The sequence below is a fragment of the Vibrio sp. 1401 genome (assembly GCF_033340295.1).
Map to the genome: position 1 here is coordinate 79,253 of NZ_JAWOWF010000011.1, position 21,298 is coordinate 100,550.

At 41.2% G+C, this 21,298-nt stretch carries 16 protein-coding genes and 2 pseudogenes; 4 read left to right on the forward strand and 14 right to left on the reverse strand.

Annotated elements, in window-relative coordinates:
* Window positions 1-36: 36 nt before the first annotated feature.
* The 3 genes from R7Z77_RS08390 to R7Z77_RS08400 all read right to left on the reverse strand — a co-directional run bounded on the left by R7Z77_RS08390 (window position 37) and on the right by R7Z77_RS08400 (window position 2,386).
* Window positions 37-228: a hypothetical protein gene (locus R7Z77_RS08390; protein WP_082245536.1), complete on the reverse strand. Its 192-nt coding sequence runs from the start codon at window positions 226-228 to the stop codon at window positions 37-39.
* 109 nt (window positions 229-337) lie between these two features.
* The gene (locus tag R7Z77_RS08395; protein WP_005373330.1) at window positions 338-1,273 is read right to left on the reverse strand and encodes a universal stress protein; all 936 of its coding nucleotides are present in this window, start codon (window positions 1,271-1,273) and stop codon (window positions 338-340) included.
* A 393-nt stretch (window positions 1,274-1,666) separates the two neighbouring features.
* The gene (locus R7Z77_RS08400) at window positions 1,667-2,386 is read right to left on the reverse strand and encodes an SDR family oxidoreductase (protein ID WP_005373333.1); all 720 of its coding nucleotides are present in this window, start codon (window positions 2,384-2,386) and stop codon (window positions 1,667-1,669) included.
* A gap of 135 nt (window positions 2,387-2,521) precedes the next feature.
* On the opposite strand from R7Z77_RS08400, the gene R7Z77_RS08405 reads away from it, so the two are divergent.
* Window positions 2,522-3,430 (forward strand): LysR family transcriptional regulator, encoded by a 909-nt coding sequence (locus R7Z77_RS08405; RefSeq protein ID WP_005373334.1) that lies wholly within the window; start codon window positions 2,522-2,524, stop codon window positions 3,428-3,430.
* A gap of 90 nt (window positions 3,431-3,520) precedes the next feature.
* Here R7Z77_RS08405 and R7Z77_RS08410 read toward each other — a convergent pair whose 3' ends face one another.
* Complete coding sequence (locus tag R7Z77_RS08410) at window positions 3,521-4,294, reverse strand: AraC family transcriptional regulator (protein WP_017820362.1); 774 nt, start codon at window positions 4,292-4,294, stop codon at window positions 3,521-3,523.
* 99 nt (window positions 4,295-4,393) lie between these two features.
* Between R7Z77_RS08410 and R7Z77_RS08415 the strand changes: the two genes are divergently transcribed.
* On the forward strand, window positions 4,394-5,530 hold the full coding sequence (locus R7Z77_RS08415) for a multidrug effflux MFS transporter (RefSeq protein ID WP_213967567.1): 1,137 nt from the start codon (window positions 4,394-4,396) through the stop codon (window positions 5,528-5,530).
* A gap of 114 nt (window positions 5,531-5,644) precedes the next feature.
* Here the strand turns inward: R7Z77_RS08415 and R7Z77_RS08420 are convergent, their stop codons facing one another.
* The 10 genes and pseudogenes from R7Z77_RS08420 to R7Z77_RS08465 all read right to left on the reverse strand — a co-directional run bounded on the left by R7Z77_RS08420 (window position 5,645) and on the right by R7Z77_RS08465 (window position 16,039).
* A complete protein-coding gene (locus tag R7Z77_RS08420) occupies window positions 5,645-6,055 on the reverse strand; it encodes a hypothetical protein (protein ID WP_005373341.1) in 411 nt (136 codons plus the stop codon).
* A 203-nt stretch (window positions 6,056-6,258) separates the two neighbouring features.
* Window positions 6,259-6,762: a hypothetical protein gene (locus R7Z77_RS08425; RefSeq protein WP_005373343.1), complete on the reverse strand. Its 504-nt coding sequence runs from the start codon at window positions 6,760-6,762 to the stop codon at window positions 6,259-6,261.
* Between the two features lie 31 nt (window positions 6,763-6,793).
* The gene (locus tag R7Z77_RS08430; protein WP_005373345.1) at window positions 6,794-7,552 is read right to left on the reverse strand and encodes a hypothetical protein; all 759 of its coding nucleotides are present in this window, start codon (window positions 7,550-7,552) and stop codon (window positions 6,794-6,796) included.
* Window positions 7,545-9,701, reverse strand: a complete 2,157-nt coding sequence (locus tag R7Z77_RS08435) for a hypothetical protein (RefSeq protein WP_005373349.1) — start codon at window positions 9,699-9,701, stop codon at window positions 7,545-7,547. Before R7Z77_RS08435 ends, R7Z77_RS08430 begins: the two co-directional genes overlap by 8 nt.
* 893 nt (window positions 9,702-10,594) lie before the next feature.
* Window positions 10,595-11,171 (reverse strand): annotated as a pseudogene (locus R7Z77_RS28895) (DUF4150 domain-containing protein); the annotation flags it as partial.
* 147 nt (window positions 11,172-11,318) lie between these two features.
* Complete coding sequence (gene icmH / locus R7Z77_RS08445; protein ID WP_005373354.1) at window positions 11,319-12,110, reverse strand: type IVB secretion system protein IcmH/DotU; 792 nt, start codon at window positions 12,108-12,110, stop codon at window positions 11,319-11,321.
* Window positions 12,107-13,432 carry a type VI secretion system baseplate subunit TssK gene (tssK, locus tag R7Z77_RS08450; RefSeq protein WP_005373357.1) on the reverse strand — a complete coding sequence of 442 codons (1,326 nt, stop codon included), beginning with the start codon at window positions 13,430-13,432 and terminating at the stop codon, window positions 12,107-12,109. The genes icmH and tssK overlap by 4 nt, the downstream gene beginning before the upstream one ends.
* 11 nt (window positions 13,433-13,443) lie before the next feature.
* The gene (tssJ, locus tag R7Z77_RS08455; protein ID WP_005386118.1) at window positions 13,444-13,944 is read right to left on the reverse strand and encodes a type VI secretion system lipoprotein TssJ; all 501 of its coding nucleotides are present in this window, start codon (window positions 13,942-13,944) and stop codon (window positions 13,444-13,446) included.
* Entirely contained in the window at window positions 13,937-15,430 is a 1,494-nt protein-coding gene (locus tag R7Z77_RS08460; protein ID WP_137282735.1) for a type VI secretion system-associated FHA domain protein, read from the reverse strand. The genes tssJ and R7Z77_RS08460 overlap by 8 nt, the downstream gene beginning before the upstream one ends.
* 9 nt (window positions 15,431-15,439) lie before the next feature.
* The gene (locus R7Z77_RS08465; protein ID WP_054574680.1) at window positions 15,440-16,039 is read right to left on the reverse strand and encodes a hypothetical protein; all 600 of its coding nucleotides are present in this window, start codon (window positions 16,037-16,039) and stop codon (window positions 15,440-15,442) included.
* 503 nt (window positions 16,040-16,542) lie between these two features.
* On the opposite strand from R7Z77_RS08465, the gene R7Z77_RS08470 reads away from it, so the two are divergent.
* On the forward strand, window positions 16,543-17,856 hold the full coding sequence (locus tag R7Z77_RS08470) for a type VI secretion system ImpA family N-terminal domain-containing protein (RefSeq protein WP_318136642.1): 1,314 nt from the start codon (window positions 16,543-16,545) through the stop codon (window positions 17,854-17,856).
* 27 nt (window positions 17,857-17,883) lie between these two features.
* Window positions 17,884-21,272, forward strand: a pseudogene (tssM, locus tag R7Z77_RS08475) (type VI secretion system membrane subunit TssM).
* The last annotated feature ends 26 nt before the right edge of the window (window positions 21,273-21,298 follow it).

The window sequence follows — 21,298 nt, forward strand, 5'->3', positions numbered from 1 at the left end:
ACTGAGTGCTACTTAGAGGAACGCCGATACAAACCGCTATTTGCTGTCTGCTACGGCATAAGAACGTAGGTCACTACTTACATATTCTTGGCTGAATGTATATGGATTATCGTCATCAGCTAACTCGAATGCATCGTAGGTGCAGTCACCGATATCATTTCTCGGACAAACATAAACATTCGAACGTTCTATCATTTCTGTGTGGCATTTCGGGCATAGGTTTTTCATGTCACTCTCCTCTGATAACTTATTGATACATTGATAATTCCATGTTCTAGAGATCCATCTCCCTCCTTTACCTAAAACATCACTTAAACCCAACTTTGTTACACCCCAATTACTGAATCGGTGAGACAAAGCCATCGGGCTTAAGAGCGACCAAACTACAGTTAATCGATTGCAAAATATTTTCAGCCGTATTACCAATGACATAGCCAGATATACCAGTTCTCGCTAAGGTTCCCATTACCAGCACGTCTACCTCAATACTCTCTACGTAATCTGGAATCTTTTCGTCGGGTTTTCCATGCAGGTGGTGAATCACAATTTCACCTGTAATCCCAGACTCCTCCAACAGCTGTTGCAGAGCTTGTTTATGATCGGCTTTTGCTTTGTCGAGTTCATGTTTCAACTCAGCATCATCGACTTGAATCCAAGCGTTACCATTAAGGTAGTTTTCTAAGTAATACTCCCAGCAAGAAATCACGTGTAAACGACTATCGCAGGTGTCGGCTATCGAACGCGATAATTCGAGTAAACGCACGGCTAATGAGTGCTGTTCATCGCTTGCCGTTAATGGGTCGATAGCCACAGCAACACGGCGCTTATCTCTTGGCTTATCAATTGGTCGGTGCAACCAAAGCGGACAAGGGCATTTTCGTAACAGAGTCATATCAATAGCTTTGAAACCCTCAGCACCTTCACCGAGCGGTTCAGCTTCTTTGATGATGAGATCTTTGTTATCAGCTAATGCTTCTTGAATAATACAGACAGCGGGCTTTTCACTGCTTTTCACAGTAAGAGGAAATGCGAGATCCTCTTCAGAGAGTCCCAGCTTCTGTCTGTATTCGTGAATACTTTGTTTGAGGGAGTCTTGCAGCGATTGCTCATAACTTTGCTGATACTGGATCATGTCTGTTGGGAAATCAGGACACGCTATTAGCCCTGAGACAGGCACTTTGTTGCTAGATGCAATCCTCATCGCTTGTTCGAGGGCGTCACTATGGCCTGGCAATCCTTGTGTTGCAAAAAGTATGTTTGCGAATCGTTTCATACACACCTCCTTGTTTGGTTAAATATTAACCACCCACAAAGTATAATACCTAACGGATAATTGTAACGGCTTGTGACGTTGATGAAATCAATTCTCATTAAGAGACGGATATTGCTTCATTTTGTTTTACGTCACACTCTCCTTTCTTCACAACTATCGCCTTCGACCTAAATAAATTCCGCTACCTAAAATTGAGACCAAATAAAAACCCAAATTACTCAAAGTTTTTTCTCACCTTGAGTAACTTGGGTATAAGCAATAACACACTTAGTGTCCGGATTTAAATGGATGACCTAAATTTTCACGCAACTTAGTTTAAAGATGCCATCTCAATCACGAATCGATATGCAAAGTTTTACGGCTTTAGTGACCTAAAATCGCCGTAACTCAATGTTAAGGTTGTTGTTTTGTCGGTGCCAAAGCAATTTCACGAACACATACACCTTGCGGTTGCTGATAAGCAAACAGCACTGCTCGTGCAATGTCGTCTGCTGCCAACACGCCGCCCATATCCACCTTCCAGGCGTCATAACCATCTTTAATATCTTGAGACGTTGTATGTGAAAGTAATTCCGTTTCCACTGCACCAGGTGCAATCGTCGTAACGCGAACATTCGATGACGCAACTTCTTCACGTACGTTTTCAGAAATAGCATGAACCGCAAATTTGGTACCGCAATAAGCAGCATGATCAGGGAATGTTTTCTTGCCCGCGATAGAGCTGATGTTAATGATCGTACCACTGTTACGTGCTTTCATAGGTGCTAGGACGGACTGCATGCCATTGAGCAAACCAATTACGTTCACATCAAACATGCGCTTCCACTCCGATGCTTCCTGAGTATCTATCTGACCTAGAAGCATAACGCCTGCGTTATTTACAAGTGCATCTACCGGACCATACAACGCTTCAGCTTTCTCAATTGCAGCCTCAAAAGAAGCTTTGTCGGTCACATCTACCTTTTCACAAAGCGTATTTGGTAAGTTTAATGCTTCCAAACGTTCTACACGTCTTGCTAACAAAAGAAGAGCATGGCCCTGTTCACTGAAGTGACGTGCAATCGCTTCACCAATGCCTGAACTAGCGCCTGTAATAACAATTAACTTTTTCATTTTGAATCCTTAATCGAACGGTTTACATCAGTGGCGGTAAGTTTAAGAAAACTTTGTTTGTTGATATATACCGACCTAGTTGAAACACTGTTGTTATACTGCAACAATACTTTTTTGAATTATGAAGAAATCATCATGCAAACACACATCAACCTTGCGGATATTCGCTCTTTCGTCCTAATCGCTCAACTAGGAAACTTCACGAAAGCAGCAGAGCAACTTGGCGTTTCTCGCTCACACGTTTCACGTCAAATAACAAATCTGGAGCAACAGATTGGTGTCACTTTGCTACAAAGGACCACTCGAACACTGAACCTCACCGAAGCAGGCAAGGTTCTGTATAAACAGTGTGAAACTGCCCTTCACAATATTGATCAAGCTGTTATGGCAGTGGTTGATGATGTAGAAGACTTAAGAGGTGACATTCGTATCAACTGTGTGGGGGGCTATTTAGGAGAAGACGTTGTCGCAGATATCGTTGCTCAGTTTCTAATCCAACACCCACAAGTGAGCATTAACTTAGATTTTAGTAGCCATCGTGTCGATTTAATCGCGGATGAATTCGATATCGCTTTTCGAATGGGAAAGTTAGACGACTCCAACTTTATCGCTCGCAAACTGATCGATGTGGAAATGGGGACATACGCAAGCCCAAACTATTTAGAAACATATGGCTATCCTTCGCATCCAAAGGACTTAGAAAAACACGTTTGTTTGACAGGTAGTGTGACACGGTGGGCATTTGAGAACACGAATACAAAGCAGTCAACGGAACACCAGATACGTGGACAGTTACGATGTAAGAGTGGCAGAGTAATGATAAAAGCAGCCTTGGCGGGAAATGGCATCATCCGTGTGCCAGCACTTTATTGTCAACAAGAACTCCAGACAGGCAAGCTAAAAGAAGTGTTTACCAATTGGAGCATTCCGAGTGTGGAATTTTCACTCCTTTATCATCACGACCGACATCAACCAAAACGCATCCGAGCCTTTGTTGATTTTACCACGCAATACTTTCGCAAACTGCAGAGTAAAGACAAGTAACCTGCACGTTGGTACCTGTCTATGTATGCTTTATAGGCTGAGCCTGTGAACCTGGGGGTTGTTCTAGAAAGAGTGTGAGCATTTTGACTCTTAAGGCTTGGTTTTCATAAACGTCAGAGGTGTTTGTCCAGTTTGCTTTTTGAAAAATGCAATAAATGCACTGTCTGACGAAAACTCCAGCCAATCGGCAACTGCGCTGACTGGCATGCCCGTTGATAACAATTCAACTGCTTTTAAAAGCCTCCACTGTTGCCGCCAATCTTGATAATTCATACCCGTTTCCGACTTAAATAATCGTGTTACCGTCTTGGTGCTTGCCCCAACTTTGCTTGCAAGAGTAGTAAGCGAAGGAGCTAGAAATGAAGGTTCAACCAACTCTCGACGAAACGTTGTTAAGCGCCGATGCGATGGCAAAGGCAACTGAAACGAATAACGTTTCGCAGCATAAAACTCCTCCCAAAAAAGCGCCGTCGTATTTACCATCTCGCTGCTAGGCTTATCCCACTCCCAAAATGACATTTTATCAATAAGAGCTTGGAGTAAATTATTCACTTCTATCATCGCGATCTTACTCGGACAGGCAAACTCCTCACAATCAAAATACAAAGATCGATACGCCACCACATTCGTCATTAGTGCACGATGCGGCGTATTAGGTGGGATCCAAACCGCCTTTGTCGGTGGCAAAATACAAATCGAGTCTTCCAGAGCAAAACTCATACAACCTTGAGGTGCGTACAATAACTGCCCTTTCTTGTGCATATGCATACCTGAGTCGTGCTTGCCAATATCCGCAGCAATTCCCACTACATAATTAGTAATCTTGTCTGCATCAAATTGTGTTTTTTCGTTAATAAGCGCCATTTTGTCCGAATATTGATGTATTTGGTTTTTATGTTGTTATTAGATCAATCATAGCCTCATTTATACTGCCCGCCAACTTCATTAACGATGGGTAACAATATGAATACTAAGCCCTCTTTATGGCTCATGCTGGTTATGTTGATGTTTCCGCAAATTGTAGAAACCATCTATAGCCCAGCGTTGAGCTCAATCGCTCTATCATTTGATGTAAACCACGCACAAGCAGCCCAAACATTGTCGATTTACTTCCTAGCTTTTGCCATTGGCGTTGTAGTTTGGGGAGTTCTCGCAGATAAACTGGGAAGAAGGCCCACCATGCTTATTGGGCTCTTTATCTATGGTTGCGCATCTTTACTCGCAACTCAAACCGAAAGCTTTGCTGTTGTCATGGCCGCGCGAGCCCTAAGCGCATTTGGTATCGCGGTAGGATCCGTTGTCACACAGACCATGCTTCGTGACGCGTTTGACGGTCAAGAACTGAGTAAAGTCTTCAGCTTAATGGGGATGGGTATATCAATCAGCCCGGTAGTTGGCATGCTATTAGGCGGGCAGCTTACAGCGCTTGGTGGATACCGTTATGTATTTTTTGCCTTGTTTTTAATCGCGTTAGTATTGTTCGCTTATAACGTTATTAAGCTTCCTGAAACACAGAAGGAACAGACACCAGTACGGTTGCATCAACTTAGCTGGAAAATGGTAAGAGACGCGCGAATTTGGCGCTCAGGATTACTGGTTGCTTTGTATAACATTGCTCTATTTTCTTATTACCAGCTTGGCGCATTTACTTTCTCGGTACTTGGGTATAACTCCGAACAATTTGGATACAGTGGCATGGTACTGGGGTTAGGCACTCTGCTTGGGAGTTGTTTAAACAAATCCCTAGTGTCTAAAAATGTTCGAAAAAGCCAACTACTTTGGCTCTCAGCAGTATTGCTTAGTTTGGGATCAGTCGGTGTGTTGATTCTGAGCCAATCAATCTGGTTTGTTGCTCCAATGGTGTTAGTCGTCATGTCTTATGGGATTGCGATACCCAATATACTCAGTGACGCACTCGTTGATTATAAACAACAGGTAGGTAGCGCAGGCGCTTTATTTGGGCTCATGTACTACATCATGATCGGGACGGGATTAGCGATGGCTGGAACAGCACAAAACTTAGGTGTCGTTCTATTAGCATGTAGCTGTTTAGCGATTTTATTAGCGTTTTCTAAAAGGCAAGTTCATACCAACTTGTGACCAGATACTACGCATTGCTTGCCTAATCTTCCGAAGATTGGTCTACATCTTTTCTAACGGTTAACTAAAACGTAAATAAAAAGCGCCTGTCGGCGCTTTAATTATCCATAGATCTTATTGCCATGTTGGCTCGCCAAACTCTTCACAACGTTGCTTGTCGTAATTTTCAATGCGCCCGCGTTTACCTACAAACTGAACCTGAACAACCATTCCAGCTTCAACATATTCACTGAAATAATCGCAAGAAACACGAAAACTAGTATCGCGTATAACAATTGGTACCCATTCATAGCCGCCGCTGCGTGGTAAGTAAGACTTGAAGGTAATGACCCCGTCATCTGAAACGTTGATTTCTTCATCATATTCATTCAACTTATAAAAACGTTGTCCATCAAACTCTGTCTTTGCTTTTTCAATTATTTCCTTCGTTGCTGTCGATTGCATCGGCGTATTTGAGACCAGTTGACACCCAACAACAGATGTCAATACGGACAAAGCCAAAGCGAGTTTAGTTATTTTATTCATTTACCTAACCACTGTTGAATTATTCAACACTTACCATTTTAAAAGGAGGGAGACCATACTTTATTTTAAAGAAAATAAAAAGCGCCTTTCGGCGCTTTTTATCTGAACATTTCTTATCCAAACGTCTCGAGTAGATTTTCTAGAAAAGCTAACTTTTTATTACAAAGAATTTTATTTAGGCTCTCACCGGAATCTATTGCTATTTAACCCCAAGCTTCAAACTCATTAGGCTTTACGTGTTTTATTTTTAATCTAACGTTGGGATCCAGAGCTGTTTCAGTTCCCAATTCACAGTAGTACTCAACAGCATTTTCATCTTCAATCATGTCAACGAAGCTAGCAACGACACTCAACCGTCCACCACCTCTAGTCAATGAAAAGTACGCATTCTTGTTTTCATTTACTTCAAATTTCAAAGGAATGAATTCAGGTTCTTCAAGAGAAATATCTATCCATTTATAGTTATCTAAACTCTTCCCCTTTCGTGGGGCATAAACTGTTTTCAACCCATTTTCGTCAACAACGAAGTACATCGAATTCTCAGCTTGATTAAAGCAAGCTTTCAAACTGCCACCTTTATTTTCTAAATCACACGTAAATATGACAGAATTTTGGTTGCAGCTTGCACTTACAAAATTTGAAAACGACACAATAAATGAAAATCCGACCATCACAATTGATTTATAAATTTCATTAAATTTAAGCATTTCAACTACATTAAAAATAAAAACAATATATTCACTTTATATTAAAATAGTCTTCATCAGGGAATTTTTCGTTGGTTTTGTTAGTACTATACTTTCCATTATATGGATTAATCGTCAGTTCTTCACCATTATTATCAAACTTAAACTGCCTTCCATCAAACTCTCCCTTTATCCTTAAACTTACTCTACCTTCAATAATCTCAACATATTCATATCTTGATGAAAAACTATTCCAGCAAACATCTCGCCTATGTTCGTCATAATTAGCAGAAAAAACTATTGTAGAAGAACAATAATTCTCTTCTCCATTTCTATTCCAATACAAAATCCTATCTTTAGGTATATTCATATTAAAATTATCTCTCTGGAAAATGTAAGACAACACGCCAGTATAATTATTATTAGCGTTTTTTATTATTTTACCATTATCTCTGTCCAATAATGTATGATCGATAATATCAAAACCATAATCGTAAATGTCATAACTAAGGTTCAAACTACCAATCTCTTTTGGAACTTCTTTTTTTTCTGTGTCAAAAATAAAGTATGCTTCGCTATTTATATTACCATTAGTCAAGTCAACCAAATAAAGCTCTTCATTCAATTTAATTAAATCGCTTGTGCCACATGAGTCAAAAAAGCTAAAATCATATGAAGTTCCATTTGCTTTTAGAGAATATTGACAAAAAGGCCCCTCAGCCTCTGTGAATTTTTGCTCTTGCGTAATACTGCTTTCCGCAAAAGAATATGTTGATAAAAAGATTAAACTAAATGTAATCATTTTATTCATTTATCATTAACTCCAGCTTGTGATGTACACTCTTACTTCTTTTATAGTAATTTTTATTGATCATTGAACTATCCTTAAGATAAAACTTACTAAAGTCATAGTTATCGGATATTGAATTACAATTAATCAACTTTGAAAGTTTTAATAAGTTATTTTTTCTCTCTAACAAATGATTGTAACCACCATTTACTGAGATCGTTACACGAAATAGATCATTCTTGGTAGCGAATGGACGAATATCTCCCCAAGCACTACCTTTTACCCAAAACCACCCTGAAGAATCTACTGCCGTGTGTAAATCTTTAGCAACGCTTTCTATCATTTCTTTTGTAAGATCTTTAGTATTCACACCAAAGTATTTAGCATAGTTTTCTATATGTGTTATCTGTAATAAACCACGTCCATGATAGAATGCACCACCTCTGTACTTATTCCATTTCTCTGGATATTTCCCGTTATAATAGTACTCTTCCGTCGTTTTGAAAAAATCACTTTCTTGAAATGCTTGAGACAGAAAGTGGATTTTATTCAAACAATCATCGATTTCATACGTCCTAAACATGTCATTCAAGCTATTTAATAACTCATCTAAAGAAACATTTCTCATACTGTCATAATGAGAGTTCTCAAAAATAGTTTCTTTTCCACCTAAGACTTCAAGTAAAAAACTCTTGGAAATATCACGATTACAGAAACATTTACTTTGGGTGTGATTTCCTACAAAAGGCCAATAATGCCAAAGGCTCTTATCATCGCTTAGTTGCAAATCACCATGTAAATCTTGCATCCATGAAAACTTATCTGCTCTTTCCAGTTCGAATTGCGAGAAAAGATCAAAGCTATCCATCACTTGATCGCGCCATGGGGAGTTACGGTAGTCCTCTATAGTCACAAAACCAGCGGAGCACTTAATATCTAGAGCTTCCTTTGCGGTCTGATGGATTGATTCATAAAGACTTTGTGACGACTCTGTATGCCAATCTGTAGGATGTTTCACAATAAATCGCTCAAAGTGTTTACGCTTACCGTCTAAGTATACTTTGGCATCGCGAGCAGTGAACGAGGAGAAGTCCGTTACTTGATCTTCTGTCACAGATTCAAGTAATTGCTGAATAAACGAATTACTCATATCAACGGCACCGCTACTATCGGCCCCATCGAGAACAACAAGTGGATTTTCTTCCGCATTTTTGGGAGAAATCTGTTTTTTGAAAAATTCGGGCGGCTCCTCAAAAGAGAACATCTCGATATGCACACGATTATCTTCTTTCTTAGTTCCAATTGCATCGTTACTGTACTCATGCAGTCCCATGTAACCGATATCTTCCCCAGCTGAAACCTTTATCCCCTCTCTAAATAGGAGTGGGAGTAAAGAAACCACACTACCGTCCCTAATCATTGCCGCCTTGTCCGACATCCATTTAGGTTCTGAAACTGGTTCTGATAGGACAGCAGAGGAATCTTCTAAAATGTCAAAGTCACTATTGAGACCCGAAGCAAACCAAACAATCTTGTTTAACAGTGCTTTTTCGCTACCACTTGCCGATTTACCATTCTCTACCACACGGCACTTTATCATTTTGTAGGTATTTTTGTCGATCTGGTATGGATGGGTCTCCTTCTCTTCTGCATACAGGTATTCAAGTAATGTTCCTTTAGACATCGACTGTTTTTTTTCACCAGAATTAGTAGGCACATCACTATGTTTGAAAGTGCGTACATTTCTCGCTTCTTGTAAACGGTAACGCGTGGTTATAGATGAATTGGCGCCAATATCTGAAGGTGGCGCAAGGTGCATATAAAGTGTATAGAACTTAAATACATCTTCATTATCTTCGGGGTTTACAGCCTCATGCTCGATAAGCACAAAGTTATTACTATACTTAAACTCTTGCTCTTGGTACGTTGATGTTAGGTAATCAGGATTTATGCGAAATGCCACTATTTTTCCATCAAGCATCGCTTGAATAGGTCTGAGCCCTTTCCCCCACGGTAACATTTTTGATGTTAAGTGAATGCCACTATGCCAACCGTACCCTTGTCCTATTAAATAACGACCGCTCTTAGCTTGATCAAACAATTTCGTAAAATCACTGAGCGTGTAGTAAGCGTCACCTTCTCGTTGCGCTATCGGAAAAACTGCATCCATGATTTAAATGTCCTAGTCAGAAAAGTTATCGTCAAAAGTGACAAATGATGGGCGGTTCAAGTTGTTTGACTTCGTGTACACCACCGCATTAACCCTACCTAAATTAGTAGCAAAGCTAGATTGGCTCGCTATGTTAACGGTACTCCCAAGGGCCATTGCCGATATAGAAATTAGGGTGTCATTTTTGGTTTCGAAAATTTGGCTAATGACGTCAGGAAGTGCTTGTTTGAAGTGGTTAAGTGCTTTTTTATAACCGTTTATACCCTCTTCAACAGAACTCAACGATCTTGCAGAAGCTTGGCTTTGTATGAAATCTAAACGACCGATGATTTCACTGTTTAGCTCATCGATGTATGAACAGATTTGATTGTTTATCAACGTCCATAAAACAAACTGCAAATACTTCACAGTATTCCCAGTCCCTAAAAAGCGAAGCTTCGCTAATAATTCATAGGGAGGCTCAAACACATCAGCTTGATATAAGACTCTCAATATATCGCCATTTTCGTGCACTTGCTCCAAGAGCAGTTCAACTAAAGGTTCATATTTCTCTAGCGCAGTAGTATCAGTTTGGATGTGATAAAGTGCCGAAACATAAGCATCAGAAAAATCTTTAGAGTGATTTTGACTAATCGCATAAGGAGACGATATACGGCTTTGCTCTAACACAATATCTTTAAAGTCATCATCACTGAAGGATGGGGACATCAATATGCCCCAGTCATTAGCAACCCCAACACGATCTTCCCAAAATGGCGAGCGGCGACCTGCTACAAACGTACAAAAATCATTCGGATCAGGGTAAGTTTCCGTAACAATATTTTCAGCTAAAGATTGGTTCGGGGTGTAAGAGTCTTGAGTTTCGCTGAGCACTAACCTGCATTCTTTTAGAGCGAGACCATTAACAGATGCTTTTCCGCTAGAATCCAGCACTCCACTCCCAATGACAGCACCTGAAGGTTCGACTAAAGAAAATTGTGCATTAGAGTAAGGGAGCCCATTTGGATATTTGCATTCTATATCCAGCGTATACGTCCCTTCCTGCTCTTCACTCACAGAAACCGATGGGTTTTGTGCGCCGCCAAGACACACAGTGTTGGCTTTGTTCATGGTCATTTGATCGGACAGGCGACATACGCCCTTACCTTCAAATTTAACCGTTGGTGAGGCTGAAATGAATTTTGCTTCAGCTTCTATCGTGCCAGAGGAAACGCCTTTTCTGTCACCGCCCGCATCGCCGGTACTTTTTGAGAACGTACTGCCCTTGATAGCGACACTGTTACCGCCATCCATAGAGACTGTCGTAGTCCCACCAGCAAGGTCTGCTGATTTAGCATTGTTGCCATAAGGGATAGGGACGACTGGCTTGCCGACCTTAGTTAAACAAACATCTGGGAGCGTTGCATTCGCTTCACCACCTGAGCCTTTATGAACTATCGAAAGTCCATTCGCACCAACTGTTACGCCCATAACCAATCCATTTGAATTTTATTGATTGAATGATAAAAGAGATCGCAAACTGCAACCTCTCTAAATGACTAGTGAATTTCACTAAAAGACCAGTGATATTCACAATAAGCCCTAACACTGGCAGAAGATCTCATTTTAGATCTCTGGTTATCTATACATTTCAAGCAGTTGCTGAAATTTTAAGTCTATGACGATGTAGGTTGCCGCATACATAAGCGCAAACGTCATCGCACTAAGACTTAAGATCAGCTTGGGTGAAATTACCCTTTTTAACGGCTTCTTTAGATATTTAGCTTTAAGGTTGATTAAAGAAACTTTTTCTTGTTCTGCTAGGCGGTCATCTCGCACTAATCGATAAATGGTGCTGCCAATTTCCGCTAACTTTTCGTTGCCACGCTCTTCACGGCCGTACTTGCCTTGGAAACCAAGTTGAAGCAATAAATAGAGAAACTCTATAACGTGACGGTATTTGCGAGGGTCGGCTTTTAAGCGGTCGAGAATAACGAAAAACTTGTCACCACCAGATGTTTCGTTGTGGAATTCAGACAGTAAGCTGTTCTGGCTCCAGTGACTATTTGCCCCCCACTCTTGTCGACAAACAGATTCATCAATCGCCGCACACAAGCAGTAACGAATAACAAGAACCGAAGCACGATCGAGCTCCATTTCATTAAGTTTTCGTTCACCTTTTCGAATCTCACGTGCCACTTGTTCACGAAATGGCATCGGGTCATCAAGCCAAGGGATCGAAGACATACAAGACAGACTGGCGATCAACCATGAGAACTGGTCCACTAGCGGGTTAATACCCATGTTGTCGATAGATAGATCTTGTACTGCGATGTTTCTCGACAAGTCAGGCGCTGGCATTACCTCCATTGGTTTGCCAGGCTCTGGTTGGAATAAGACTACGGTGACGTCGGTTTCTGCGTAACTCATAGACGAACGGCCCAAAGTTGCAATGATAAGTTAGCGAAATCGCCCGCAACGTGAATCGCAATCGCAGCAGTGTTCTTCAATGCCATCCACTCTTCGCCCGTTTTATCGAGCTCGAAATAGGTGTAGCCAGCGTGATACGGCAGCGCGCGTGGCACAACTGGCATTGGTTTGATCTCAATCCCAGGCAGTTGAAGGTTAATCAAGTCACGTATGTTATCGATAGAACCGATCTTCGTTTGGCTGACAAACTGGGTATGCAGAACATCCAAGGTCACGTCGGCTTTAACTGCGAGGATAAAGGTTGTCGTATCAATGATCTTATTGTCAGGGATTGCTGCCGTTCTGATGCCATAGTTCTGATCTTTTAAGGTCAGTGGAATTGCTCTTTGCTCAGACATCACGCTCAATGTCATTTTCGCACTGTCTAGGACGCGAGAAAGACAGCTAGTAAGATCACCATGATTGTACTTCGTAAACTCAATAGGTCGGCGTGTCGTTGAGCACAGCGTCGAAAGCTCACCCTCTGCCTGAAGAAGAATTCGATACAAAGACTCAGGATGCACAGCTTCTGTGCTGGCGAAATGCCAAAACAAGGGTTCGTATCGGTTGAGCGCTTGCAATAGCATAAAGTCAGAAACCGATGATACACCTTGTTGATCCACCACCCCTAATCGCTGGACTATCGATTCCGCGCGATGCTTCAACATAGAAGCAAACTCGGTCGCAAATTTACTCAGTACTGTCGACGCATGAATATCGATACAGGTAGGAATGAAACTATCATCTAAGATCACGCTGCCATCAGGCTTCACTTCTGAGATCTTTAAGATCGGAATAGACGTGTAAGCACTCTTATCTTCATGATCGTACATTAAGCAAAAGTTAAGCTTACCGACGACGATATTTGCCATGTCTTCCGAATCATAACAAGCGTCAACCGCTTCTTGAGATTCCATCGTATAGCGCGCACCGTCTTTTTTGGTACCAAATAACTCAGAACGTTCCGATGGTAACGGACAGCACAAATAAACGACTTTATCGGCAATCGAAGGATCTACATCTTTCACTTCAGGCAGCTCAGCAAGCAACGGAAGCTCAAATGGTGTCCGGTCTTGTAAAATACCTTCAGCACGAGTAATACCGATTTTACCCAGTGCTAGTAACTGAGAGTTGATTTCTAAACGTTTAATTCCCCAATGCAAAGGCGATGCATTGGCACTCAGTAGGCTCGATAGTTTACTTTGCGAACGATCGAGTTGTTGAAAATGCTGCGGCTTCATGAACATTCCATCTTGCCAAACAACTGGATTGTATAAAGACATGTTTCTATCCCTTAAAAGTAAACCTGTTCAATGCCGCGAGTGTTATCAGAAATTAACTCACTGCCCTCTAACTTGAGCTTGATGTAGTACTCGCTCTTCTCTTCAATAACTTCCACTTTTCGCCATGACGAACCATCAATATCACGAAAAGCCACTGAAAAACCGACGGCACGAGTGTCAGGGTCTAGCGTTAGCATTTCATGAACTTTTCCACCTGGCTGTATTTGATATTCGTAACGTTTGATGTACTCATCACCCAACGACGCTTTATCGCTCTCAAACAAGGCAAAGAAATCTAAGCTTCGGAACAATACTGGCGAACTTAATTCGTGAAGACGGAGAATAACTGGAGATGACTGGCCCCCATTTCTCACATTGAGTACAGGTGATGCCTCAATAACCAATTCAATCGACGAAGTTTCTGGTGTGATACCCGTGGACTCTTTAAATTGATCCCACATGGAACAACCGGACAACATGGCAAATCCGAGTAATACGGCGATACTACGCATGGTTTCCCTTAATCACTTTGTTATAGTTTTTCTTAATCAGCCCTTTTAAGGATGTTTCATTAAGCAGGCGACGATTATTAGTGTAGAAATCTAGGTATTCGGCCCACAGCTTTGACTTAGTTGAGAACAAAGACTGGCTAGCGACCCTGTTAGCAAATGCTACGGGATCGTTCGTTTCTGACTGTTCTAAAATGAGCTCATTCAGTGCTTTGTTAAACATAACTTGGTGGTCGTTCAGCTCATCGAGCATTTGTTCAACCAGTTCATTTGGAGCCAGTAATTGCTGACTATTCAAAGTAAGCATTAGCTCTGCAATGTTCGAGTTAGCCTCACTCGCACTCTGCTCATCTTTTAACGATTCCACTTCGTGCAACTCTTTCTGTAGGTTATCAATACATAAACGCAAGCAAGTACCCATTTGCTTGAATAACTGCGCCTCGTTTGTCATCAACTCTGGGTTTCGAATACCCAAACCATCAAAAAACGCTTGCGCTATATCTTGAGAGCAAACGGCCGCATCAGTATCGACTTGTGCTTTCGTCGTACTGTTTATCGCGTGCTCTGCCGTAGGTATTTGAAGTTGCTGATTAGTGTTAGGAGAAGGCGTAAAAGATTGGGTCATCTCTTCCCATTTTGACCCTGTGTTAGCCTGTTCTACGACCATCTCAGTAACATTATGCGTACGATGTTGTCTTTGAATCGTGCTATCTGGGGCTACCGTGCCAGGTTGCATCACCTCAGCTGAGGCAATATCGGCTCTATGTGCCTTACCGCTTTCTGGCGCTAATGCATCATTGACTGATGCGTTACTCTTGGTTTCCGCAGCCATCCAGTCTTCAGGGATTAGGCTTGGCTGATCGAATTCGGAATATATGCTGAAACTGTCATCGACCACCTGACGCGTGCTTTCCACGGTTCTAGGTTGTTCAGATTCTGTACGCTCATTATCACGAATTAAGTAATCGTCATCTCGCTGCATCGAAAAGTTAAGGTGAGCAACAGGATCATGACAATCAATGTCATCCTGTTTAGTCTCCATAAACAAATCTTCTAAGGCACCGACTTTTTCTTCCTCTTCGACAACCGCATCTCCTAGACTAACCAGAGGATCGCTAGATACTCGCTCAGGAGCAATATCAGCGGCGATGTCTAGTGTTGAGGTAACGTGCTCAAGAGAAACACCAATCTCATATTGCCCTAAAGAAATGATGTCGCCATCAACTATCGCAACGGGTTGATTTTTTAGTATTTTATTCCCATTTACCATTGTGCCATTAGTTGATACGTCACTTATATAGTAGGTATCTCCATACACGCTGAGCAAACAATGAGTGCCCGATATAAAGCGGTTGTGATCGGCTAAAGACACGCTACAGCTTGGGGAACGACCTATCGAACCACCACTTTCAGGCATTTCAATATGCTTTGCACCGGTGTATTCCTCTGGACACTTTGAGATAAATAAAACTAGCTGATTTGAGTACATTTACGAACCTCAAAAGAGCAAAGAAACTGATAGTTCAAGCCCACCAATTCCATCATTTACAACCGGAAGGATATAAGAGGCCTGCGGGATAATTTGTATATGGGCGTCAGGATTACTGCCTAACTTTATAGCAGTACCAAGGGTCATAACCGCACCTAACTCAAACTGGTCGATGTCTTCAACACTCTCATAACGATAGCCCTCTTGGTCTACTTGCCAGCGATTAGAATATTGCGAGTAACCGACAGACAAGCCCGCACCAACGTATGGCGTGAAAACACTCCAAGAAGTCAACGCATATTGAGGAACAACACGAAGTTCATAGTTCGTCGCTTCTTGATATAAGCCGTTTGCTGGCGCTTCAATATCTTCTGCTAGATAGTTTAGCCCTAACCACCAACGCCAACGGTTATTGTTTTCATCAATAGGACGAGTATGAACCAAGCCGAACCTAAGCGTATCCTGCTCACCACTTTTACCTTCATCGTATTTAATGCTATCGATAGTCAACATACTGGTAGAGAGTCCATATCGCTCCCCTTTTGCCATTGCAACAGAAGAAAATAGACACATGGCTGAAATCAGCCCAATTTGACTTGGTTTTAGCATTTCGTCCCTCTAGGAAAACCGATATTCTACTTAGAGGCGAAAGATATCAATTATATTCTCTTTTTCAATAAGCCTAAAAAAACACCTATAATTTAATACATTTCAACTATCAGGTTGGTTGTTTTACCTACAAACAAAAACTAAAGAACCGACTACAGATTAAGTGACGAGACAGTAAATCTTTCTATTTAAATAGAAGTAACAGAATTTGATTGCTAATTGAACAAAACGTAATCTCCGATAACAATTTAGTTACTTTTTAATCAACGTTCTTATCTTCATATATAAGTTTCTTCTTATAAATAGACTTAACTATTGATATTAATATTATGAACAAAGATCACACTAAAAGTAATTTAATTTCTTTTAATGAATTTTTATTATCTAATCCGCTTATTTTGTCTATAGAATTACGGCAGATGTGCACTGCTTATAATTTAATATAACAGTAGTGAAATCCTATATAACTTAATACTTCTATATGATCAGTTGGAACTTTCCTTATGTTTTTTACCGACTTCGCTCGAAGACCAATCGATGAAAATAACCCAAGCGGCTCTAATCCTAATGGTTCTGAGGATTTTGACGAAATTAAACGTCAAATAAACAACCTGAATAAAGTCACAGGGAGAGTCTCGTGGAAAACGGTTCAAACACTCTCAAAAAAGATCTTGAGTACCCAAGCGAAAGACCTACGTTGTTGCTGTTACTTTACCGTTGCGTCAACCTATAACGACGGCTTAAGAGGCCTTGTTGAAGGGTTAAACTCAATACTTGATGTGTGTGTCGTATATTGGTTCAACGCGTATCCAGAGCATTCAAAGTCAAAGGCACGAATGAGCGCTATTGAATGGATGGTAGAGCATACTGAAAAACGAATTAATAAGCATCGGGCGTTACCAGAAGAGCTTCCATTGATAGAGGCAGCACATCAATTATGCTTGAGGATTGAGGAAGAGCTTCGTCTTCATTACGGTATTGAAGCGCCGTCATTAGGTCGCATTCGCCGTATTTTGAATCAATGGATTGAGCAGATAAAAGAACAACAAATTGCGGCTGAGTTACGCGAGAAAAAACAAGCCAACACTAGCGCTCCTGCAGCAACGCAGAAGGCACCTGAAATTAAAGTGAATGTGTCTCCCTCTCCCGCACCGGTGTCATCACCCAACCTAAATAGCCAAGAGAAAGCATCACCGACAAAGTCTGGTCGATTTATGATCTACTTCGTTATTGGTTTGATTGTTACTGCGATATGTTCACATTTCATGTACGAGCAACAACGTTATCGAACATTGGAGCAAAAAATTAATCAAGCTTCACTTAATGAACTTGTAAATTTGGTCGCCTCGTTAGATTACGAAAATAAAAAATATGCTCAGTCATTGAAAACGCAGGCCATTAATCGTGTCGATATTATGATGAATAACTGGTTTTTAGACTCGGCAAAAGTAAGTAACGTCAGCGAGCTCGATAGCTTGACCAATGAATTAATCGCAATCTATCCGGATTCGTCTTCTGCACAGCAGCTACGTCAAAACTTTTTGACACAGAGCGCCCATTTAGAAGACCAGTTTATGGATGTTTATAAGCGATTCTCAGACGCAAGAACGGTGTTTGCCAACGTAGCTAGACAGAATGTAGATAAGAACTCTGAAAAGGCGTACGAATACAGTAACTCGTTATTCCCGCTTTTAGGTCGTATTGAATACGCTGAAAAGTATTCACAGCAAAAGGAAATTGACCGCGCAACCCTTTTACTGAACATCTACCTATATAAATTGAGTCAGCTACAAGCTGAAAAAACTGACAATAAATAACAATACAATTAAAGAAGTTTTAGGCTTATGTTCAAACAAAAACTGTTTAAAAATCCAGTGGTGATTTCTACTATATTGATGTTTTTAGTGGTTGCAATTATCACCACTATTTATCTGCTTTTTCTTGACGAAATCGATCAACTTTATCTTTGGCTGACCCTTGGTGCTATCGCCATTGTTTACGTCACTTTTCAATTCACATTATGGTTGAAGAAAAAGAACAACGCTAAAGCTCAACATTTGGAAACCGAGGAAGAAGCACTTTCTATGGTTATCCAGCCTCTTCTTGCTAACTCAGGCAAGAAACCAATTTACCTGATGCTTGGTAATAAAGGGTCAGGGCGACGTCAATTTTTATTTAATTCTAGTGCAATTAAACCGATGGATCGCACTAGAACCGCTAAGAATGACTTTTTTGAATGGTACGAATCTGACAGCGCTGTGTACATCAAACCAGACCAACGCTTAGTGTTCCAGGAAGTATCAAGCAGTGATGCTTCTTTATGGAATACGTTCATTGAAGAAGTTATTCATCATCGACCTCGAAAGCCATTTTCTGGGTGTCTATTCTTCACCGATTTCGAGTTCATGATCGTCTCTGAGCCAGAGCAAAAAGAGTACACCATTTCGTCGTTATTGGCGCGCTTGAGTACCATCAACTCTAAAACGTCTTCAGCATTGCCAATCTATTTGATTATGTCAAAGCTAGACAAGTTAGACGGCTTTAAAGAATACATGCACTTTAGCTCTCTCAAGACACGTGTTGAGTTCCTCTCTATCCCACTAAAAGAAGCCAAAGGTGTATTTGCAGAGTACTACCGCGATAGCTATCGAAATCTAGTGAGAGTGCTTGAAAGTAATGCGCTAGATGCATCCGCTAATTCAACGGACATTGATGAGAAACAAGCAATACTCGCTTTCCCTAAGCAGTTTGAGCTATGTCAGTCTGAAGTCAGCTATGTGCTTGAGCGTCTATGTGATGTTAACAACGGTGTCTATTCACTAGACATCCGTGAGATTTTCTTTAGTTCGAGTCTGCAAGGCGGTCGCAAGTACAATTTACTTGCAAAAAGTTGTAGTAATTACTTCAACTTACCTATTATCGCGTCAGAGCATACTCAGTTAACAGAAACGCCTTATTTCTCTCGCTTTCTGATTGATTCACAAATATTGCCGGAAAGCGACTTTGCGGGCGAAAACAAGACGTATCTTCGTCTAATTCAGAGACAAAGCCGTTTGGCAATACTCGGCTCTATTATCCTGCTTACTGGGGGCAGTTACTTCTTTTTCACGACATTAGACAGTAACTTACATGTGATGAATCAACTCTTGAGTATCGATGACAAATCACAAGTGGAGCAAGATGCAAGATTCGATGAGCTTTTAGCGAAGGCGACGAAAGCAATAGAGCCTTCTTATGGGGCGTGGCTTAAAGGTTCTAAGGCTTTGGATGAAGAGATATTACCACTCAACATTAGCCGTTTGGATCAAAGCACTCGCATCGCTTACGAAGCATTACTTAAGGACGTTGCTCAACAGTTGATACCTCTCATTGAGAAAGGTTACCGTCTACAACTGACACAAAATCAAAACACTTTTACACGCGCTTTACCTCTATTGAAGGGGTATCTAATGCTAAACGATCCAACAAAGCGTGATATCCGTTTTTTGCGTCATCAAACTCTCCAAATGATGAACGACTTGAGCAACCAAAATGACGTCGTCAATCAGGCGATGCGCTATTTGGACGCTTACTTTCGCACACAGTTTGATCCAATTGATATCAATATGGATCTTGTTCGCGCAACACGTCGCTCATTGCTAGCAAATTCGAATGTTGATCTCGTTTATGCAGGCATTTTAAACGAAGCAAATTCGATTGATTTAGGAACCCTAGATCTGCAACGAGCTGTGGGTTTTGAGTTTAGCAATGTGTTCAACACACCAATCGATAGCGAACGCTTGATCGTAGATAAGATCTATACCTCCACTGGTTTTAGCACTTTTTATCGACCACGCGTGGACCTAATGTCACAACAAGTCATCAGTGACAACTGGGTTTTAGGTCTGTCACAACACGTTATTCCTACTAGTGAAGAACAAGAAGCCTTCAAAGAGGAAGTACGTAAAAAATATACTGACGACTACATCAGTAATTGGCGCAATGCGCTGAGTGAACTAAAAGTCCAGAACTATGACAATGTCGGCGATCTAACGAACGCGATAGACTTAATCTCGGGCCCTTCTTCACCAATGACAACCGTACTGAAGCAGGTCTATGCCAACACACAATTTTCACCCGTTGGTGAAAAAAATGCTCTGATTTCAAAGCTAGACCCGAAACTCGTGGCAGCGGCAGACTCCGCATCAGACGCAGTAGAGGAAGTAGTTAAGCCTGATTACTTGTTAATGAAACGTGTTGAACAAGCTTTTCACTTATTAAACCAACTTCAGGTCAGTGAAACACCAAACTCCCCTACTCCTTGGGATGAGACCGTAACAGCGCTAAGCCGTGTTCGCACGTATATGAAAGACATTGCTTATGCACCTGACCCGCAAATGGCGGCGCTAGCGGCAGCTCAGCATCGAATGAACAGCAGTGAAGCTGACCCATTAATAAAACTTAAACAGATTGCCCAAAAATCACCGGAACCCGTTCGTAGCTGGTTGTTAGATTGGTTCAACAAAGCTGGTCAGTCATGATTAAAGAGTCCGCTAAAGGCATTCAAACCCAATGGTACAGCGAGATTTACACCAAGTTTAAAGAGATAGGGCTAGGACGATACCCATTTGATCTAACAGCGACTGAGGAAATCTCAATTGAAGATTTTGAATTACTGTTTGCTTCAGGTGGCTTGTTAGACACATTTATTCAGAAAAATTTTGCACCGTTCTACGATACCAATTTGTGGACGCCAAAACAGGTGGATGGCGAGACGATGCCAATCTCTCCGGCTCTGTTAGTGCAACTGCGTAACTATAACGTTATTCGAGACACATTAATTAATAAAAGCACTAACCGCGTTCATATTCCGTTTAGTGCAAGAGTACTCGATCTTGATTCTAGTGCGATTAGAGCGAGCTTAAAAATTGCAGATACCAATATAAGTTACTACCACGGTCCAAGCCGCATTCGTGAAATGGCATGGCCACCGCAAAATGGTGACTTCAATATTAGTATCACACTCCAGGATGTAACCGATGAAGGCAGACAGCACGTTTTAAATAAGAGTGGTCAATGGGCGATATACAGATTGCTAGGTGACTCGACCTTGACAAACACTCATAACGGCAGCTTTGTCAGTGACATAAAAGTGTCAGGGAGGGACTTGAGCTTACGCATCACTCCGTTGACACAGAAAAACCCATTCACTCTTGCTGAGCTGTATAACTTTACGCTCCCTGAGTCGATTTAATAACAATATAAAAACAAAATAGGCAG

Excerpts from the sequence above, each read along its gene's own strand:
- R7Z77_RS08390 (WP_082245536.1), bottom strand. The coding sequence starts at position 228 with ATGAAAAACCTATGCCCGAAATGCCACACAGAAATGATAGAACGTTCG.
- R7Z77_RS08395 (WP_005373330.1), bottom strand. The coding sequence starts at position 1,273 with ATGAAACGATTCGCAAACATACTTTTTGCAACACAAGGATTGCCAGGC.
- R7Z77_RS08400 (WP_005373333.1), bottom strand. The coding sequence starts at position 2,386 with ATGAAAAAGTTAATTGTTATTACAGGCGCTAGTTCAGGCATTGGTGAA.
- R7Z77_RS08405 (WP_005373334.1), top strand. The coding sequence starts at position 2,522 with ATGCAAACACACATCAACCTTGCGGATATTCGCTCTTTCGTCCTAATC.
- R7Z77_RS08410 (WP_017820362.1), bottom strand. The coding sequence starts at position 4,294 with ATGGCGCTTATTAACGAAAAAACACAATTTGATGCAGACAAGATTACT.
- R7Z77_RS08415 (WP_213967567.1), top strand. The coding sequence starts at position 4,394 with ATGAATACTAAGCCCTCTTTATGGCTCATGCTGGTTATGTTGATGTTT.
- R7Z77_RS08420 (WP_005373341.1), bottom strand. The coding sequence starts at position 6,055 with ATGAATAAAATAACTAAACTCGCTTTGGCTTTGTCCGTATTGACATCT.
- R7Z77_RS08425 (WP_005373343.1), bottom strand. The coding sequence starts at position 6,762 with ATGCTTAAATTTAATGAAATTTATAAATCAATTGTGATGGTCGGATTT.
- R7Z77_RS08430 (WP_005373345.1), bottom strand. The coding sequence starts at position 7,552 with ATGAATAAAATGATTACATTTAGTTTAATCTTTTTATCAACATATTCT.
- R7Z77_RS08435 (WP_005373349.1), bottom strand. The coding sequence starts at position 9,701 with ATGGATGCAGTTTTTCCGATAGCGCAACGAGAAGGTGACGCTTACTAC.
- icmH (WP_005373354.1), bottom strand. The coding sequence starts at position 12,110 with ATGAGTTACGCAGAAACCGACGTCACCGTAGTCTTATTCCAACCAGAG.
- tssK (WP_005373357.1), bottom strand. The coding sequence starts at position 13,432 with ATGTCTTTATACAATCCAGTTGTTTGGCAAGATGGAATGTTCATGAAG.
- tssJ (WP_005386118.1), bottom strand. The coding sequence starts at position 13,944 with ATGCGTAGTATCGCCGTATTACTCGGATTTGCCATGTTGTCCGGTTGT.
- R7Z77_RS08460 (WP_137282735.1), bottom strand. The coding sequence starts at position 15,430 with ATGTACTCAAATCAGCTAGTTTTATTTATCTCAAAGTGTCCAGAGGAA.
- R7Z77_RS08465 (WP_054574680.1), bottom strand. The coding sequence starts at position 16,039 with ATGCTAAAACCAAGTCAAATTGGGCTGATTTCAGCCATGTGTCTATTT.
- R7Z77_RS08470 (WP_318136642.1), top strand. The coding sequence starts at position 16,543 with ATGTTTTTTACCGACTTCGCTCGAAGACCAATCGATGAAAATAACCCA.